14 protein-coding genes and 1 pseudogene are annotated in these 17,596 nt (G+C 75.3%); 9 read left to right on the top strand and 6 right to left on the bottom strand.

Annotated elements, in window-relative coordinates; all coding sequences use genetic code 11:
- Positions 1-45: 45 nt before the first annotated feature.
- Positions 46-702, bottom strand: a complete 657-nt coding sequence (locus tag ABD52_RS08475) for a TetR/AcrR family transcriptional regulator (protein WP_013286293.1) — start codon at positions 700-702, stop codon at positions 46-48.
- Between the two features lie 79 nt (positions 703-781).
- On the opposite strand from ABD52_RS08475, the gene ABD52_RS08470 reads away from it, so the two are divergent.
- The 4 genes and pseudogenes from ABD52_RS08470 to ABD52_RS08460 all read left to right on the top strand — a co-directional run bounded on the left by ABD52_RS08470 (position 782) and on the right by ABD52_RS08460 (position 4,000).
- The gene (locus tag ABD52_RS08470) at positions 782-2,134 is read left to right on the top strand and encodes an MFS transporter (RefSeq protein WP_047891429.1); all 1,353 of its coding nucleotides are present in this window, start codon (positions 782-784) and stop codon (positions 2,132-2,134) included.
- A 12-nt stretch (positions 2,135-2,146) separates the two neighbouring features.
- A pseudogene (locus tag ABD52_RS40685) lies at positions 2,147-2,488 on the top strand (hypothetical protein); the annotation flags it as partial.
- Between the two features lies 1 nt (position 2,489).
- The coding region (locus ABD52_RS08465; protein WP_235437405.1) for a hypothetical protein at positions 2,490-3,349 on the top strand (860 nt) is incomplete at its 5' end.
- A 60-nt stretch (positions 3,350-3,409) separates the two neighbouring features.
- A complete protein-coding gene (locus tag ABD52_RS08460) occupies positions 3,410-4,000 on the top strand; it encodes a pyridoxamine 5'-phosphate oxidase family protein (protein WP_030272309.1) in 591 nt (196 codons plus the stop codon).
- A 6-nt stretch (positions 4,001-4,006) separates the two neighbouring features.
- On the opposite strand, the gene ABD52_RS08455 is transcribed toward ABD52_RS08460, so the two are convergent.
- On the bottom strand, positions 4,007-5,488 hold the full coding sequence (locus ABD52_RS08455; protein WP_013476827.1) for a peptide MFS transporter: 1,482 nt from the start codon (positions 5,486-5,488) through the stop codon (positions 4,007-4,009).
- A gap of 225 nt (positions 5,489-5,713) precedes the next feature.
- On the opposite strand from ABD52_RS08455, the gene ABD52_RS08450 reads away from it, so the two are divergent.
- Positions 5,714-6,055: an RNA polymerase-binding protein RbpA gene (locus tag ABD52_RS08450; protein ID WP_007070998.1), complete on the top strand. Its 342-nt coding sequence runs from the start codon at positions 5,714-5,716 to the stop codon at positions 6,053-6,055.
- 316 nt (positions 6,056-6,371) lie between these two features.
- Here ABD52_RS08450 and ABD52_RS08445 read toward each other — a convergent pair whose 3' ends face one another.
- From ABD52_RS08445 to lnt, 3 genes are read right to left on the bottom strand one after another with little or no spacing between them, the layout of a single operon-like run.
- Entirely contained in the window at positions 6,372-6,911 is a 540-nt protein-coding gene (locus ABD52_RS08445; protein WP_013286288.1) for an FxsA family protein, read from the bottom strand.
- A 53-nt stretch (positions 6,912-6,964) separates the two neighbouring features.
- Positions 6,965-7,756 carry a polyprenol monophosphomannose synthase gene (locus tag ABD52_RS08440; RefSeq protein WP_047891448.1) on the bottom strand — a complete coding sequence of 264 codons (792 nt, stop codon included), beginning with the start codon at positions 7,754-7,756 and terminating at the stop codon, positions 6,965-6,967.
- Positions 7,757-7,778: 22 nt separating this feature from the next.
- Positions 7,779-9,383 (bottom strand): apolipoprotein N-acyltransferase, encoded by a 1,605-nt coding sequence (gene lnt, locus ABD52_RS08435; protein WP_047891427.1) that lies wholly within the window; start codon positions 9,381-9,383, stop codon positions 7,779-7,781.
- Positions 9,384-9,507: 124 nt separating this feature from the next.
- On the opposite strand from lnt, the gene ABD52_RS08430 reads away from it, so the two are divergent.
- From ABD52_RS08430 to ABD52_RS08415, 4 genes are all read left to right on the top strand, one after another.
- Complete coding sequence (locus ABD52_RS08430; RefSeq protein ID WP_235437404.1) at positions 9,508-10,812, top strand: low temperature requirement protein A; 1,305 nt, start codon at positions 9,508-9,510, stop codon at positions 10,810-10,812.
- A gap of 51 nt (positions 10,813-10,863) precedes the next feature.
- Positions 10,864-13,974, top strand: a complete 3,111-nt coding sequence (locus ABD52_RS08425) for a BTAD domain-containing putative transcriptional regulator (protein WP_047891425.1) — start codon at positions 10,864-10,866, stop codon at positions 13,972-13,974.
- 68 nt (positions 13,975-14,042) lie between these two features.
- On the top strand, positions 14,043-15,017 hold the full coding sequence (locus ABD52_RS08420; protein ID WP_047891424.1) for an ATP-binding cassette domain-containing protein: 975 nt from the start codon (positions 14,043-14,045) through the stop codon (positions 15,015-15,017).
- Positions 15,014-15,796 (top strand): ABC transporter permease, encoded by a 783-nt coding sequence (locus ABD52_RS08415; RefSeq protein WP_013286282.1) that lies wholly within the window; start codon positions 15,014-15,016, stop codon positions 15,794-15,796. Before ABD52_RS08420 ends, ABD52_RS08415 begins: the two co-directional genes overlap by 4 nt.
- Positions 15,797-16,231: 435 nt before the next feature.
- Here ABD52_RS08415 and ABD52_RS08410 read toward each other — a convergent pair whose 3' ends face one another.
- Positions 16,232-17,575, bottom strand: coding sequence for a glutamate mutase L (locus ABD52_RS08410; protein ID WP_047891422.1), 1,344 nt, complete (start codon positions 17,573-17,575; stop codon positions 16,232-16,234).
- Positions 17,576-17,596 lie beyond the last annotated feature (21 nt).

Here is a 17,596-nt window from a genome sequence, read left to right as displayed (position 1 = left end):
CTTAATCCAACGATTGATGGATAATCCCGGGAGCGCGGGCCGGCGTCAAGGGCGGGTGTCTCCCGGGCCGCCGGCGTAAAGGGCGTCGAGGAACCGGTGCACGAACGCCCGGAACTCCCGGCGCTCCCGCGCCCCCGAGCCGGTCCCGGCGGCGAGCGCCACCACGTGCCCGTGCACCGCCCAGACCAGGGAACGCACAGTCACGTGCGGGGTCGGCTCGGTCAGCGCGCCGGCCCCGGACGCCGCCACCAGCAGCTCCTCGACCAGCCCGTACAGCGGGGCGGCGTAGCGGCGGTCCAGCTCGCCGTGCCGCTGTGGCTCCAGCCAGCGGCGCAGCCACAGCGCTGTCGTCTCCGGCCGGTCCTCCAGGAAGTCGACGAACACGTCCACCAGGTCGTGCAGCGCCCGCAGCGCGTCCTGCGGGCCCGCTGCCAGGGCCGCCCGGGCGCGTTCCCCTGCTGCCTCGATCACCTCCCGCTCGGCGCTGAACACCCGGGCGAAGCAGGCGTCGTAGAGCTGCGCCTTGGTGCCGGTGTGGTGCACGACGGTGGCCGCGTCCACGCCCGCCGCGGCGGCGACGTCGCGGACGCTCACCGCGTCGAAGCCCCGCTCGGCGAACAAGGCGGTGGCGGCGGCGAGCACCAGGTCACGGGTCGGCCGCTGGTCGTCGCGGCGGGGCCGGCCCGGACGGCGGCGAGGCATGGTCATCCGGCCATTGTTACCCCTACAATCCAGCAACCGTTGGATTGGGGGCGGCGCGCCCCGAGGACAGGAGACCGCCATGACCGGGCTGGATCAGCGCTCCGACGCGGTCACCCTGCCGCGCGGCCCGCTCGTCGGGTTCGCCACCGGCTCACTCGGCATGGGCGTCTGGGTCACCGTGCCCGGGCTGCTGCTGCTCTACTTCCTGACCGACGTGCTGGCGGTCGCGCCGTGGCTCGCCGGGCTCACGCTGCTGCTGCCGAAGATCGCCGACGTGCTGCTGCACCCGTGGATCGGGCACCGCTGCGACGTGGAGCAGGCCCGCCGGGGCCACCGCCGCCGGCTGCTGCTGGCCGGATGCGTGCTGCCGCTGGCGTTCGCCGCCCTGTTCGCGGTGCCCGGCGGCCTCACCGGCGCCGCCGCGGCCGGCTGGGTGGCGGTGTTCTTCGTCGCCGGCAACCTGCTGTTCGCCGCGTACCAGGTGCCCTACCTGGCGACCCCGGCGGACCTGCGGATCGGCTACCACGAGCGGACCCGGCTGATGGCGTTCCGGATGGTGGTGCTGACGCTCGGCATCCTGGTCTCCGGACTGCTCGCGCCGCTGCTGGCCGGCGGCGACGACGCCACACGCGACGGCTACCTGCGGATGGGCGTGGTGCTGGCGGCAGGGATGCTCGCCGCGATGCTGGTCGGCGTCGCCGGGATCGGCCGGCTGCGCCGCACCGCCGCCGACACGGTCCCGCCGCACGGCCCGGGCGGGTGGCGGGCGCTGGCGGCGAGCCTGCGGGACCGGCAGTTCCGCTGGCTGGTCGGCGCGTACCTGGCCATGTCCACCACCACCCACCTGGTGCTCGCCGGGGTGCCCTACTACGCCGAGTACGAACTGGGCCGCCCCGGACTCACCACAGTGCTGGTGGCCGCGATCGTCGCACCCGCGCTGCTGGTCACCCCGGGCTGGCTGGCGGTGGCGCGGCGGATCGGCAAGCAACGTGCCCTGCTCGCCGGGCAGGCCGCGTTCGCCGCCGGGTCGCTGGTGCTGGCGATCGGCCGCCCCGCCGGACTGCCGGTCCTGGTGACCGCCGTGGCGGTGCTCGGGGTGGCGTTCGCCGGCATGCAACTGCTGCCGTTCTCGATGCTGCCCGACGTGATCCGCGCGGCAGGCGGCACCGAGCGGGCCGGCACGTACACCGGGGTGTGGACCGCCACCGAGGCCACCGGCGCCGCGCTCGGCCCCTACGCGTACGCGCTGTGCCTCGCCGCCGGCGGGTTCGTGGCCTCGACCGCCGGGCAGACCGTGACCCAGTCCCCGGCCGCGCTGGACGCGCTGCGCTACGGCTTCGGGCTGCTGCCCGCCGCCGTGATGGTGGTCGCCGTGCTGCTGCAACGCCGCTACACCCTCGACGGCGCGGCCCGCGCGGACGCAGCCCACTAGACTTCGCCCCCGATGGACGCCGAGCCCGCCACCGACACCCGACCCTGCGCCCACTGCGGACGCGACGTGCCGCAGCGCGTCGGCGCGGGCCGCCCGTTCCGCTACTGCCGGGACAACGACGGCGCCTGCCAGCGGGCCGCCCGCAACTCGCGGATGCGTCACCGCAACTTCCCCGGCCTGCCCGGGCAGGTGGCGCGCACCTGGGAGGCGGTGGACCGGCTCGACCAGATCGTGGAGACGCTCACCGAGGCGCTGCACGCCGAACTGTCACCGGCCGGCGTGGAGCGGCAGCTCGCCGAGCTGCGCGCGGAGACGTCGGCGCAGGTCGCCGCCGCGCACGCCGAACGCGACGCGNCCGCCGCGGCGGCCCGCGACCGGCAGCAGGCCCGCGCCGCGTACGCCGACCGCGACACCGCCGCCGACCGCGCCGAACGGGCGGAGGCCACCGCGTCCGCCGCCGCCGAGCGGGCCGCCGCGGCCGAGGACGCCCGCGACGCCGCGCGCGCCGAGGCGGGCGCCGCGCAGGCGCTGCGGGTGCAGGCCGAACGCGACCGCGACGCGGCCCGGCACGAACTGCGCACGGTACGCACCGAACGTGACGCCGAACGCCGCCGCGCGGCCGAGCTGACCGCCGAGCGGGACGCCGCCCGGGCCGACGCCGAGCGGGCCACCCGCTCCGCCACCGAGGCCCTGGACCGGGCCGAACAGTCCCGCGCCGAGGCCGACCGGGCGCGCGCCGACGCGCAGGCCGCCCAGGGGCGGACCGCCGAGGCGGAGCGCACGGCCCGGACCGCCGCCGAACGTGCCGACGCCGAGGTTGCGGCCGCGCGGCAGGCCCTCGCCGAGCGGGACCGCGCCGACGCGGCACGCGCCGACGCCGAGGCGGCGCTGGAACGAGCCCGTGCCGAGGCGAGCGCGGCGATCGAGGCCGTCCGTGCCGAGGCTGCCGCTTCCGTCGATCGCGCCCGTGCCGACATGGCCGCCGCGGTGGAGCAGGCTACGGCCCGTACCGCCGAGCGGGACGCGCTCGCCGCGGAGCTGGCCGACGCGCGGCGGGCCGCGAGCGCCGCCGAGGCCCGGGCGGCCGACCTGGCCGCGCGGACGGCGGTGATCGAGGCCGACCGGGACGCCGCGCAGCGCCGGGCCGGGCAGCTCGCCGACCAGGTGAGCGATCTGGCGACGGCGCTGGCACGGCTCGGCACGCGTACCGGCTGAGGCGGCCACGGGCTGGGAACGGGGCAGCGCCGCACCCGGTCGGGCGGCGAGGATCGGGGCATGGGAAAGACGTACGAGCGCATCGACGGGCGGCTGCGGGACTTCATCGAGGCGCAGCCGATGTTCTTCGTGGCCACCGCCCCGCTGTCCGGTGACGGCACCGTCAACCTCTCCCCGAAAGGGCTGCGCGGCTGCTTCGCGGTGCTCGACGAGCACACCGTGGCGTACCTGGACTTCGCCGGCAGCAACGCCGAGACCATCGCCCACCTGCGGGAGAACGGCCGGATCACGCTGATGTGGTGCGCGTTCGCCGGCCCGCCGAACATCGTGCGGGTGCACGGGCGCGGTGAGCCGGTGTTCCGCGACGACCCGCGCTGGCCCGGCCTGCTGGCCCACTTCCCCGACATCGACCCGGGTCCGCACGGGCTGCGGGCGATCATCGTGGTCCGCGCCGAGCTGGTCCGCGACACCTGCGGCTACGCGGTGCCGTTCATGACCTACGACGCCGACCGTGACCTGCACGAACGGCGGTTCGCCCGGGAGGACGACGCGTCGCTGAGCGCGTACTTCGCCGGCAAGGACCACGTCGCCACCAGCATCGACGGGCTGCCCGGCCTGCCGTTGCCACTGCCGCCGACCCCGGCGGGGTGAGCGCTGTCAGTGGATGCCGGCCATCAGGTGCCGGATCTGGCGGGTGAACATCACCGCGGCCAGGCCCAGCACCACCGAGGCCAGCCCGAAGGTCAGGAAGTAGACCGGCTGGGACCAGGTGCCGGCCAGCCGGGCCACCTGACCGCCGATGGCGTCGCCGACGGCGGTGGCGAGGAACCACAGGCCCAGCATCTGGCTCGCGTACTTGACCGGGGCGAGTTTCGTGGTGGCGGACAGGCCGACCGGGCTCAGGGACAGCTCACCGGCGACCTGGATCGCGTACACCGCGACGAGCCACAGCGGTGAGACCAGGTCGCCGCCGACGGCGGCCTGCGCGGCGGCGGCCATCAGCACGAACGACAGGCCGTTGAGCACCAGGCCGACGGCGAACTTCGTGGGCGTGGACACCCGGTGGCCGAGTTTGAGCCACAGCGCGGCGGCCAGCGGCGCGCCGATGATGATGAGGATCGGGTTCACCGACTGCAACCAGGACGCCGGGAACGTGAACCCGCCCACCGACCGGTCGGTCTGGTCGGCGGCGAAGATGTTCAGCACCGACCCGGCCTGGTCGTAGATGAGCCAGAACGAGGCGGCGAACAGGAACAGCCACACGTACGCCTTCATCCGGCTGCGTTCGGTGCCGCTGATCTCCCGGTCGGTGAGGATCCGCGCGAAGTAGCCGACTGTCACCAGCACCGTCACCACTGTGAGCAGGTTGACCACCGTGTCGACGGTGAACCAGCCGGCCACCAGCAGCACCAGCAGGACGGCGAGCACCACGACGCTCGCCACGCCGACGCGGGTCAGCGCGCGCCGCCGGTCGGCGCCGAGTAGCGGGTCCGCCGGGCGGGCGCCGGCTTCGCCGAGGTTGCGGCGGCCCAGCACGTACTGGAGCACGCCGAAGGTCATGCCGACCGCGGCGGCGCCGAACCCCAGATGCCAGTTGATCTTCTCGCCGAGGAAGCCGGTGATCAGCGGCGCGATGAACGCACCCAGGTTGATGCCCATGTAGAAGATGGAGAACCCGGCGTCGCGGCGCGGCGAGTCCCGCTCGTACAGGTCACCGACCATGGTGGAGATGTTCGGTTTGAGCAGGCCGGTGCCGAGCACGATCAGCGCCATGCCGGCGAACACGCTCCACCCGGTGGGGATCGCCATCACGTAGTGACCGGCGGCGATCACCACGCCGCCCCACAGCACGCTGCGCCGCGCGCCGATCAGCCGGTCGGCGACCCAGCCGCCGGGCAGCGCCATCAGGTAGACCATGGCGTTGTAGGTGCCGTACACGGCGTTGGCGCTGGACTCGCCGAGGTCCAGCCCGCCGTCGGCGACCGCGGCGGTCAGGTACAGCACAAGGATCGCCCGCATGCCGTAGAAGCTGAACCGCTCCCACATCTCGGTGAGGAAGAGCGTGGACAGCGCGCGGGGGTGACCGAAGAAGGTCTTCCCGGCTGGTGGTCGGGCCCCGACCGGCGCGTCACTGCTCATCGTCACCTCCGGCACGCAAACAGGTGGGTAACATCCCCGTTGACAGGCGAAACACTCCACCGATTCGGCCCGGCCGGGGACGACCCCGCCGGGCAGCTGTCATGGCCGGTTACCCTTGACACTCCCGACCCGCGTACGGCCCTGCCGCCGCGGGCCGGGGAATGGGCGAGCGGTGACCGGTCGTTACACCTGAAGACCAGCACCACGAACGAGGGGAAGTCGATCATGGGCGAGCGCATGCTGCGCGGTAGCCGGCTGGGAGCGGTCAGCTACGAGTCCGACCGCAACACGGAGCTCGCGCCGCGCCAGACCCGCGAGTACCTCTGCGCCAAGGGCCACCAGTTCGAGGTGCCGTTCGCCGTCGACGCCGAGGTCCCGACGACCTGGGAGTGCAAGTTCGACGGCAGCGTGGCCCGTCTGGTCGACGGCACCGAGCCGGAGCAGAAGAAGGCCAAGCCGCCGCGTACCCACTGGGACATGCTGCTGGAGCGGCGCTCGATCGCCGAGCTGGAGGACATCCTCGCCGAGCGGCTCCAGGAGGTCCGCACCCGCCGCGGTCGTGCCTGAGCATCTCCCGCAATGACCGAAAACGCCCCCGGGATCACCCGGGGGCGTTTTTCGTTGCCCGGGCAGGCACGGCCCCGCCACTTCGGGGAGGTGGCGGTATCAAGCGTGCCTTGATGGCGCCACCTCCCCGAACTTGTGCCGATCATGGGAGGGCGGGTTGGTTGTGGGTGGCTGATCCGCCGCGCGTGGGCCGATCCGGGTGCCGGACCGGTGAACGGGCCGCCAGCTCGGGGAGGTGGCGGGGTCGGGCGCGGTCTGATGGCACCACCTCGGCGAAGTGAAGTCGATCAAGCTGACGGCGCAGCGGGGGGGCGCGTCAGCGGTCGACGATCTCGCCCTCGATGGCCTTGCCCGGGTCGGTGACCGGCTGCGGCGACGGCGCGGGACCAGGCGACGGGGCCGGCGCGGGCTCCGGGGTCGGCTGCGGCGCACCCCGGTACACGCGCACCCGGCGCGGCCCGAACAGGTCACCGGCGACCATCGACGACACCCGGCGCTCGGTGGCCCGGCGAACCCCGCCACCGGCCAGCCGGCGCAACGGCGGCACCAGCAACAGCAGGCCCACCACGCCACTGACCAGGCCCGGAAGCGCCAGCAGCAGCGCGCCCAGCAGACCGACAAGCCCATCGGTCACCTCCGGGCCCGGCGGCCGGCCGGCCTGCGCCGCCGCGCGGAAGCCGCGCCACGCCCGCATGCCCTCGCGGCGCAGCAGCACCAGACCCAGCAGGGACGCCCCGAACACCAGCAGCACCGCCACGCCGAACCCGACGGCCCGGCCGACCAGCACGAAAACGGTCAGCTCCAGCAGCGCGAGCAGCAGCAGGGCCGGTGGTACGTACTTCAGTCCTCGGCGCATCTCACCTCATCAGCCCGGGGTCATCACGCCCCTCAAGCATGACACGCCCTCGCTCAAGGCCAGCGCGCGAGCGCATCCGGGCGGGCGGACGCGGTCGCCAGGCGGTCCCGCACCCCCCAGCGGGTGACCCGCCACAGCGCCTCCGCCACGATCAGCGGGCTCATCTTGCTGTCGCCGTGTTCCCGCTCGGCGAATGTGATCGGCACCTCCACGATCCGCACCCCGGCGCGGTGCGCCAGCCGCGACAGCTCCACCTGGAACGCGTACCCCTGGGACCGCACCGAACCCAGGTCGATCGCGTCCAGCGCGCTGGCCCGGTACACCCGGTAGCCGCCGGTGGCGTCGCTGACCGGCATGCCCAGCGCCAGCCGCGCGTACAGGTTGCCCACCCGGGACAGCAGCAGCCGCCGCCACGGCCAGTTCAGCACCCGCGCGCCGCGGGTCCACCGGGAACCGATCACCACGTCGGCGTCGCGGGTGGCGTGCAGCAGCGCCGGCAGGTCCTCCGGGGCGTGCGAGCCGTCGGCGTCCATCTCCACCACCGCGTCGTAGCCGCGTGTGCGCGCCCAGGCGAACCCGGCCAGGTAGGCCGCGCCGAGTCCTTCCTTGCCGGCCCGGTGCAGCACGTGCACCCGGGGGTCGCCGTCGGCGATCGTGTCGGCGATCGCGCCGGTGCCGTCGGGGCTGTTGTCGTCGGCGACGAGGACGTCCACCGCCGGTGCCGCCTCGCGTACCCGGGCGACGATGCGCCCGACGTTGTCGGCCTCGTTGTAGGTGGGGATGACCACCAGGACCCGCCCCACCCCGGGACGGCCGACCGTCCGCCTGTCGGCTGCCACGCCCACCGTCGCACCGCCTCTCGTCGGCTCAGCCGGGAGCGGCCTCCCGGCGGCGGCGCAGCACGGCCGCACCGGCCAGGGCCGCGACCGCCAGCGCCGTCAGCGCCACCTCCGGCCACACCCCGGCAGTGGTCGCCGGGGTACGCCCGTTACCGAGTTCCATCTGCCGCACCACCACCGCGGCGGTGTTGAACCCGGTCGCACCGTCTACCCGCCCGTCCGGGGAAACGAACCCGGACACACCGACCGTGGAGGCCATCAACGCGGCCCGGCCGTGCTCCACGGCCCGCAGCCGCACCATGGCCAGCTGCTGGCGGGCCTCGGCCACGTCGAACGTGGCGTTGTTCGTCTGCACCACCAGCAGCTGCGCGCCGCCGGTGACGGTGTCCCAGACGATGCCGTCGTAGGCGACCTCGAAGCAGATCACGTCGCCGAGGACCGCCGGGCCGGTGTTCAGCACGCCGGGACGGTCACCGGGGACGAAATCGGACCGGACCCGGTCGACCTGGGAGCTGACCTTGCGGGCGACGGAGCGCAGCGGCACGTACTCGGCGAACGGCACCGGATGCCGTTTCGTGTACACCTGGTTCAGATCCGGGCCGGTGCCCGGCCGCCACAGCAGCCCCGCGTTGCGCACCTCACCCCGGCCGGGCCCGACCAGCACCGCACCGACCAGGATCGGCGCGCCGATCGCGTCGGCCGCCTGGGAGATCCGCTCCCCCGCACCCGGGTTGCGCAACGGGTCGATGTCGCTGGAGTTCTCCGGCCACACCACCACGTCCGGACGGTCCTGCCCGCCCTCGGCGACCCGACGCGCCAGCTCCAGCGTCGCGTCGACGTGGTTGTTCAGCACCGCCTGCCGCTGCGCGTTGAAGTCCAGCCCGAGACGCGGCACGTTGCCCTGCACGATCGCGACGGTTACGGTGTCGCCCGCGCCGCGTACCCCGGTCGGCACGGCCGTACCGGCGGCGAGCAGCGCCACCAGCGCGGCGGTGAGCCCGGCGACGGGCCGCCACTGCCCGGGCGCACGCCGCCAGTCCCGCCACGCGGCGGTGACCAGCAGCCCACCGGCGACCGCGACGGCGAACGTGACCAGCGGGGCGCCGCCGAGCGCCGCGAGCTTCAGCAGCGGCGACGTGTCCTGGCTGAACGCCAGCCGCCCCCACGGGAACCCGCCGAACGGGGTACGGTCACGCAGCGCCTCCTGCCCCACCCACAGCACACCGGTGAGCAGCGGCCACGCCGCCCGGTGCCGGTCGGCGAGCGGCGACACCCAGGCGGTGGCGGCGCCCAGCAGCGCCAGATAGGCGGCCTGCAACAGCGACAGCAGCGCCCACGGCAGGTAGCCGGTGTGCAGGTTCGTCCACTCCAGCAGCGGCGCGAACAACGCCACCCCGGTCAGGAAGCCCAGCCCCGCGCCGGCGCGCAGCCGCCGCCGGTGCACCGCGGCGGCCAGCAACGCCACACCGACCGGCGCGAGCGGCCACCACCCGTACGGCGGGAACGCCAGCAGCAGCGCCACCCCGGCCAGCACGGCGGCCGGCACGGCGAACGTCAGCGGCAGGGGACGCGCGCCGCCGTCACCGGGTGCCCCGTCGGTGGCACGCGGCTGTTCCCGGTCCAGCGTCGTCACCGGCTTCTCCCCACGATCACGGGCCGAAGGCTACCCGCCCGTACCGGTCGCCGGCCCGCGCCCCTGCGCCGCCGATCGGACAACAGCGCCCCGGCGGGCGGAGCCCGCTGCCATGCTCGGCAGCATGAGCGCTGAGCGGGGACGAGGTCGCATCCTGCCGACCGCGCCCGGCTTCCGCGTCACCCGGGTCGAGTTGTTCTACGACCTCGTCTTCGTGTTCGCGTTCCTGAACGTCACCAACGTGCTCTCCGAAACCCTGAGCGGCAGGTCGTTGCTGGCCGGGCTGGTGTTGCTGTTGCTGCTGTGGTGGTGCTGGGTGTCCTTCGCCGCCCTGGGCAACGTCGTCCGTACCGACCAGGGGGTGATGCCGCTCGTCGGCGCGGTGACGGCGGCAGCCCTGTTCGTCCTGACCCTGGCCATGCCGGCGGCGTTCGCCGACGGGCCGGCGCAGCGGCAGTCCGGGCCACCCGCCGCGGTCCTGTTCGCCTGCTGCTATCTCGTCATCCGGGCGGCCCAGGTGCTGGTGTTCCTCAGCCGCAGCAGCCACCGCGGACGGACCGCCGTGCGCCTCGGCCTGCCGCCGCTGATCAGCGTGGCGTTGATTCTCGCCACCGCGGCCCTGCCCGAGTCGCCCCGGCAGACCTGGGCGACGTGGCTGCCGCTGGCGTTGTGGCTGGCCGCGCTCTGCATCGAGTACACCTCGGGGGGCCTCGCCCCCAGCGCCGGGCTGACAGTCGTGTCCGCCGCCCACTGGGCGGAGCGGTACGCCCTGATCCTGCTCATCGCGCTCGGCGAGTCGATCATTTCGCTCGGGCTGGGGCCGAAGCTGAGCGCCGGCCTGCCGGCCACGTGGCCGGTGATCGTGGCGTCGGTGCTCGGCGTCACCATCATCGCGGCGCTGTGGTGGCTGTACTTCGACAGCCTGGCGCCCGCGCTGGAGCAGCGGCTGCATCGCACCCGCGACGTCCGCGCACGGGCGGCGCTCGCCCGCGACGCCTACGCCTACCTGCACCTGCCGCTGATCACCGGGATCATCCTGTTCGCCCTCGGCCTCAAGCGTTACCTCGCCGTCATCTCCCACCCGCGCGGTGATCCCTGGCGGGAACACGCCGCCGCTCTGGACAACCGGGTGCTGTTCGCCGGGTTGGTCATCTACGTGTCGGGGCTGCTGGCGCTGGGGGTGCGCGCGACGCACCGGATCTCGGCGGTACCCACCGCCGTGGTGGTCGCGATGGCTGTGGGACTGCCGTGGGCCGGCCGGCTGCCTGCGGTGGCCGCGCTGGCGATCCTGGCGGTGGCCAGCGTCTCGGTGGTCCTGCTGGGCCTGCGTTCGAGTGACCCGTGGCGCAGCCGGGTGCGCCGGACCGCGTTGGACGAGCAGGTAGCCGCCGAGCAGGAGCAGTCCGAATGGCGGCGGCACCACCTGTGACCGGCGGGTGGGGAGTGTGGGCGTCACCGGCGACAGGCGACAATCGGGCGCATGCGGTTCGGTGTGCTGGGCGCGACCCAGGCGTACGCGGCCGACGGCAGCGTGCTGCCCGTCGCCGGCGGGCGGCTGCGCGCGCTGCTGGTGCTGCTTCTCCTCGACGCCGACCGCACCGTTGCGCCGCAGCGCCTCGTCGACGGCGTGTACGGCGACCGGCCGCCCGAGCAGGCCACGAACGCGCTGCAGTCCCAGGTGTCGCGGCTGCGGCGGCTGCTGCCGGGCGCGCACATCGAGTTCGGCCCGGCCGGCTACCGGCTGGCGGTGGATCCGCAGCGGGTGGACGTGCACCGGTTCACCGGGCTGGCCGCGGCCGGGCGGGCCGCACTCGCCGCCGGTGACCCGGCCGGCGCGGCGGCGCTGCTGCGCGACGCGCTCGGCCTGTGGCGCGGCGAACCCCTCGCGGACGTGACGGACGCGCCGTTCGCCGACGCCGAGGCCGCCCGGTTGCGCCAGGCACGCCTGGCCGCGGTCGAGGACCGCGTCGAGGCGGAGCTGGCGCTGGCGCCGGCCGGGGCGCCGCTGATCGCCGAGCTGCGGGACCTGGTGGCGGCGCATCCGCTGCGGGAACGGCTGCACGGGCAGCTGATGCGTGCCCTGCACGGCGCCGGCCGCCGCGCCGAGGCGCTTGCCGTCTACGCCGACGCCCGCCGCGTGCTCGCCGAGGAACTGGGCACCGACCCGTCGGCGGAGCTGGTCGCACTGCACACGGCGCTGCTGCGCGACGACGCCGCACCGCCCGCCCGGCTACCCAGCCCGCTCACCAGTTTCGTCGGCCGGGAACCGGAACTGCGGCGGGTCCACGAGCTGCTGGGCGCGGCGCGGCTGGTCACCCTGCACGGCCCGGGCGGCGCCGGCAAGACCCGGCTGGCCACCACCGTCGCGTCCGGCCACGACGGGCCGGTGTGCCTGGTGGAGCTGGCCGCTGTGGCACCCGGCGCGCCGGTCGCGCCCGCGGTGCTGGCCGCGCTGGACCTGCGCGACGCCGGCCTGCGCACCCCCGGCGGCCCCGCCGACCTGACCGGCCGGCTGGTGGCGGCGCTGGCCGACCGGCGGCTGCTGCTGGTGCTGGACAACTGCGAGCACGTGATCGACGACGCGGCCCGGCTGACCGGCCGGCTGCTCGCCGCCGCGCCCGGGCTGCGGGTGCTCGCCACCAGCCGGGAACCGCTGGGCCTCACCGGCGAGGCGTTGTGCCCGGTCGGCGGGCTGCCCGCCCCGGACGGGCCGGCCGCACCGCCGGCGGCCGCCGCGTACCCGGCGGTGCGGCTGTTCACCGACCGGGCCGCCGACGTGTCGCCCGGGTTCACCCTCGACGACGCCACCACCCCGGCGGTGCTGCGGATCTGCCGTACCCTCGACGGGCTGCCGCTGGCCCTGGAGCTGGCCGCGGCGCGGCTGCGGGCCCTGCCGGTGACGCAGGTCGCGGCCCGGCTGGACGACCGGTTCCGGCTGCTGCGCCGCGGTGACCGCACCGCGGCGCCCCGCCACCGCACGCTGGAGGCGGTCGTCGGGTGGAGCTGGGACCTGCTCGACGAGCCGGAGCGGCGGCTGGCCGCCCGGATGAGCGTGTTCGCCGGCGCCGCCGACCTGGCCGCGGTGCAGGCGGTGTGCGCGCCGGACGCCGGTGACGTCCTCGACGTGCTCACCGGCCTGGTGGACAAGTCGCTGGTGGAGGCCACCGGCGGGCGCTACCGGATGCTGGAGACGATCCGCGAGTTCGCGGCGGCCCGGCTGGCCGAGCACGGCGAGACCGGCCGGGTGCGCGACGCGCACGCCGCGTACTTTCTGGACCTGGCACAGGCCGGCGACGTGGCCCTGCGCGGCGGCGGCCAGGAACGGTGGCTGCGCCGCCTCGACGCCGCCCGCGACGACCTGCACGCGGCGCTGCGGCACGCCGAAACCACCACCGGGTTGCGGCTGGTCGCGGCTCTGGCGTTCTACTGGTGGCTGCGGGGCCTGCGCGGGGAGGGCGCCGCGCTGGCCCGGCGGCTGGTCGACCGGCTCGACGGCCCGCCCGACGGCGTGGCCGAGGAGTACGCGCTGGGCCTGCTGATCGCTGCGCTCGCCGGTGGCGGCGAGCGCAGCGAGGTCGACGCCGCGTCGCGGATCCTGTGGACCCTGGCCCGGCCGCCCCGGCATCCGTTCCTGCTGTACCTGTCCGGCATGGCCAGCGGTCCCCCGTCGCCGCAGGACGCGGCGGCGCTGCACGAGCAGGCCGTCCGGGACCGGCTGCTCGGCACCGACCCGTGGAGCCGGGCACTGGGCCTGCTGGGCACCGCCATGGTCAGTCTGCTGCACGACCGTCACGCCCAGGCCCGCGCCGACCTCGACGGTGCGCTTGCCGGTTTCCGGGCCCTCAGCGACCGCTGGGGCATGATCGTGACGCTGTCCACCCACGCCGAGGCCGCCTACCGCACCGGTGACGTCGCGTCGGCGGCCGCGCCGATGGCGGAGGCGCTGGAGCTGGCCGAGCAGCTCGGCTCCACGCTGGACCTGGCGGAACTGCTGCGGACCCGCGCCGACGGGCGGCTGGCAGCCGGTGACCTGACCGGCGCGGCCGAGGACTTCCGGCGGGTGCGGCGCATCGCCGGGCCGGCCGGCGCGCCGGAGCTGGTCGCCGCCGCGTACCTGGGGCTCGGCGAGATCGCCCGCCGCGACGGCGACCCGCAGCGGGCGCGGACGCTGTGCGAACGGGCGGTCGCGGAATGCCCGTCGGGCTGGTTCGGCGCCGATGTGGTGCGGCTCGCGGCGCTGGTGACGCTCGGGCAACTCGCCGACGCCACCGGCGACCCGGCTGCGGCCCGCGCCCACTACCGGCAGGTCCTCACCGCCGGCGTCGGCGTGTGGGACGTGCCGGTGGTGGCCGCCGCCGCGGACGGGCTGGCCGGGCCGCTGCTGCGCGACGGCGACCACGAGTCGGCGGCCCGGCTGCTGGGCGCGGCGGCGGCGCTGCTCGCAGGCACCGGCGCGGCAGACGCCCCGGCCGGCACACCCACCGCCGTCACGCTGCGGGAACACCTGGGTGAGGCGGCGTTCGCCACCGCGTACGCCCGGGGCGCGGACCTGCCCCGGCAGCGGGCGCTGGCGCTGGTCGACGGGCGCTGACCGGCGCGACGCCGCCCGGTGCGCGCGCGGTACGCGCCCGGTCAGCGCCGCCGGTGACGCTGACGCCCATGACCGACGACGCGACGGCCGTACTGGCCGACGGGATACGAAAAACGTACGGACGCGCCACCGCCCTGGACGGCTTCGACCTGGCCGTTCCGGCCGGCACCGTGTACGGGGTGCTCGGCCCGAACGGGGCGGGCAAGACCACGGCGGTGCGGATCCTCACCACGCTGCTGCGTTTCGACGCCGGCCGGGCCAGGGTGGCCGGGTACGACGTCGCCACCGACCCGGACCGGGTGCGTGCCGCGATCAGCCTGACCGGCCAGTACGCGGCGGTCGACGAGGTGCTCAGCGGACGGCAGAACCTGGTGCTGTTCGGGCGGCTGCGGCGGCTGTCCGCGCGCCGGGCCCGCCGCCGCGCCGAGGAGCTGCTGGACCGGTTCGGTCTGACCGAGGCCGCGGACCGGTCGGCGGGCGGCTACTCCGGTGGGATGCGCCGCCGCCTGGACCTGGCGGCCAGCCTGGTGGTGCCGCCGCGGGTGTTGTTCCTCGACGAGCCGACCACCGGCCTGGACCCGCGCAGCCGCAACGGCCTGTGGACGGCGGTGCGGGAACTGGTCGCCGACGGCACCACTGTGCTGCTCACGACCCAATATCTTCAGGAGGCCGACCACCTCGCCGACCGGGTGTGCGTCATCGACGCCGGCCGGGTCGTGGCCGAGGGCACCCCGGAGCGGCTGAAGGCCCGCATCGGCGCCGACCGGCTGGAACTGGTGGTCCACGACGCGGCGGACCTGCCCGCGGCGGCAGCGGTGGTGGAACGCGCCACCGGCGCGACCGCGACTGTGGACGTCGAGCTGCGGCGCGTCGACGCGCCGGTGGCCGACCGGATCGCCGTGCTCACCGCCGTGCTGCGGGCCCTCGACGACGCCGGGATCGCGGTGGAGGACGTCCTGGTCCGCCGCCCGACGCTGGACGAGGCGTTCCTACGGCTCACCGGCGGTCACGCGGACGCGCAGCGGGTGGGGGTGGCGTCGTGAGGGCGCTTGCCGACGGGTGGCTGATGGCCGGGCGGAACATGCGGCACGTGGTGCGCGCCCCGGAGGAGATCATCCTCTACTTCAGCCTGCCGATCATGTTCGTGCTGGTGTTCGGCTACGTGTTCGGCAGCGGCATGTCCGTGCCGGGCGACGGCAGCTACCGGGAGTTCCTGCTGCCGGGCGTGTTCGTCATGACGATGCTCTACGGCCTCGGCGCGACCGCGTCGGCCATCGCTGTGGACGCCGGCCGGGGCGTGGTGGACCGGTTCCGGTCGCTGCCGATGGCCCGCTCGGCGCTGCTGTCCGGCCGCGCGAGCGCCGACCTGGTACGCGCGTGCCTGGAGATGACCACGCTGGTGGTGTGCGGGCTGCTGGTGGGCTGGCAGTGGCGCGAGGGCGTCGGCCCGGCGCTGGCGGCGGTGGCGCTGATCCTGCTGCTGCGCGTCGCGATGACCTGGGTGGGCATCCTGTTCGGGCTGCTCGTGCCGAACCCGGACACGGTCGCGGTGGTGGTGTTCCCGCTGGCATTCCCGCTGACCGCGCTGTCCAACGTGTTCGTGGCGCCGGAGCTGATGCCGGACTGGCTGGGCGCGATCGCCGCCTGGAATCCGCTGTCGGCCACAGTGGCGGCGGCCCGGGACCTGTTCGGCAACCCGGGCCTGGGCGGCGACTCGTGGCCGGCCCGGCACGCGCTGGAACTGGCGGTCGCCTGGCCGCTGGCGCTCATCGCGGTGGCCGCCCCGGCGGCGGTGCGCCGCTACCGGCGGCTGGGCCGCTGACAAGGGCTCGGCCGCTGACACGGGGAACATCGGGGGGATGAAATCGGGGCGCGGCCTAAGCCGCGCCCCGATGCTCCCAGGCCCTTCCCGGCCGGTGGGGCGAAGACGATCGGCGCCGACCTTCGGACCGACCCGACGTGGACTGGCTGCCCCCGCCTGGCCGTTGTCTACTGGCCGTGCCTCTCACCCTGCCCGTACACCGGTAACCGCGGCCGGTTCGCGCCGCCCCGCCGACCCCCGCCCGCTGGACCTGGCCGCCGCAACCTTCCGGTCGCTCGGCCAGCGGACGAAGGGACGAAGCGAACAACAGCCGCTTCCCGTGGTAGGACTCAAAGACGGTACGGCGTAGACCCCCGCCGCTGTCAACCCACCCGGGCCTGTCGTGTGTTGCGACACGGCGTGTCGCGTCGGCGCGTCTCGATTCCTAAGCGCGGTTCAGGCGCCGAGATGGTGCCGCAGCATCGCCGCCGCCGCACCCGGATGCTCCTCGGCGAGCAGCCCGGCGGCGGCCAGCACGTAGTCCACGTCGACGACCGGCCGGGCCGCCCGCGGCAACGCCCACCCCCCGGCGTGGTCGGTCAGCACCGCGTCGAGCACCGCCGCCGCGTCGCCCGGGTCGGCGTGCCGCAGCACCCCACCGGAGCCGACGAGCAGCTTCACCTCCCGCAGGTCCCGCCCGGCCCGCTCCCCCGTCGCCGCACCCCGCGCGTGCCGCCGCAACGCCACAGTCGCCGCCAACGAGGCGATACGCCGGTCCACGGCCCGCTCGCCGTCACCGGCGGGCAGGAACCCCGGTTCGGCGGCCCGTACCGCCGCCGCGACCGTCAGCTCCGCCTCCTCGGCCGCGTCGAGCAGCCGCTCCTCCACCGCGGCGCGCACCACGCCCGGCGCGCTCCACCGCATGCCCAGGTCACCCTCGACGGTGCGGGCCCGCCACAGCGTCCCGGCGACCTCCTGACTCGGGCCGCTGTCCCGCTCGTCGGGGGTGAGCACCGAGTACACGTCGGTGGTCGCGCCGCCCACGTCCACCACTGCCAGGTCACCGCCGAGCGTCCCGGCCAGGACCTCCACGCCGGTGAGCACCGCGTCGGGGGTGGCCGCGCGGACCAGCCGCGCGAACCGCGTACCCCGGGACAGCTTCTTGCCGCCGATGACGTGCCGCAGGAACACCTCCCGGATCGCCGCCCGCGCCGACGCCGGCTCCAGCACCCCGATGCGCGGCAGCACGTTGTCGGCCACCGTCACCGGCACACCCGCGCCCGCCAGCAGCGCGTGCAGGTCGGCACGCACGTCGGCGTTGCCCGCCAGGACCACCGGCACCCGGAAGCGGGCCTTCGCCAGCCGCGTCGCGTTGTGCGTCACCGTCTCGGCGTCGCCGCCGTCGGTGCCGCCCACCAGCAGCACCACGTCCGGGCGGGCCGCCCGCAACGCCGCCACGTCCACCCCACCGAGCCGCCCGGCCGCGACGTGCACCACGTTCGCGCCCGCCGACAGACCGACCCGCCGGCCCGCCTGAGCGGTCACCAGCGGCTCGTAACCCACCACCGCCAGGCGCAGCCCACCCCCCGCCGACGAACACACGTACCAGGGCACCTCAGCGACCCCGGCCGACGCGGTGGCCGCACCGACCGCGGCGTCCAGGCCGTGCAGCACATCCGTGCCCACCGTGGTGGGCGCCGACGCCGCCGCGACCAGACGGCCGCCGTCGAGGTCCACCACCGCGGCCTTCGTGTACGTCGACCCGACGTCGGCGCAGACGACGACCGGCCTCGCGCTCACGCCGGGCTGTCCTTCGTTCGC

The organism is Micromonospora sp. RV43 (assembly GCF_001029515.1).
Lineage (GTDB): Bacteria > Actinomycetota > Actinomycetes > Mycobacteriales > Micromonosporaceae > Micromonospora > Micromonospora aurantiaca.
Note: the sequence above shows the minus strand (reverse complement) of the source record. Positions and strands in the feature narration are given on the sequence as shown.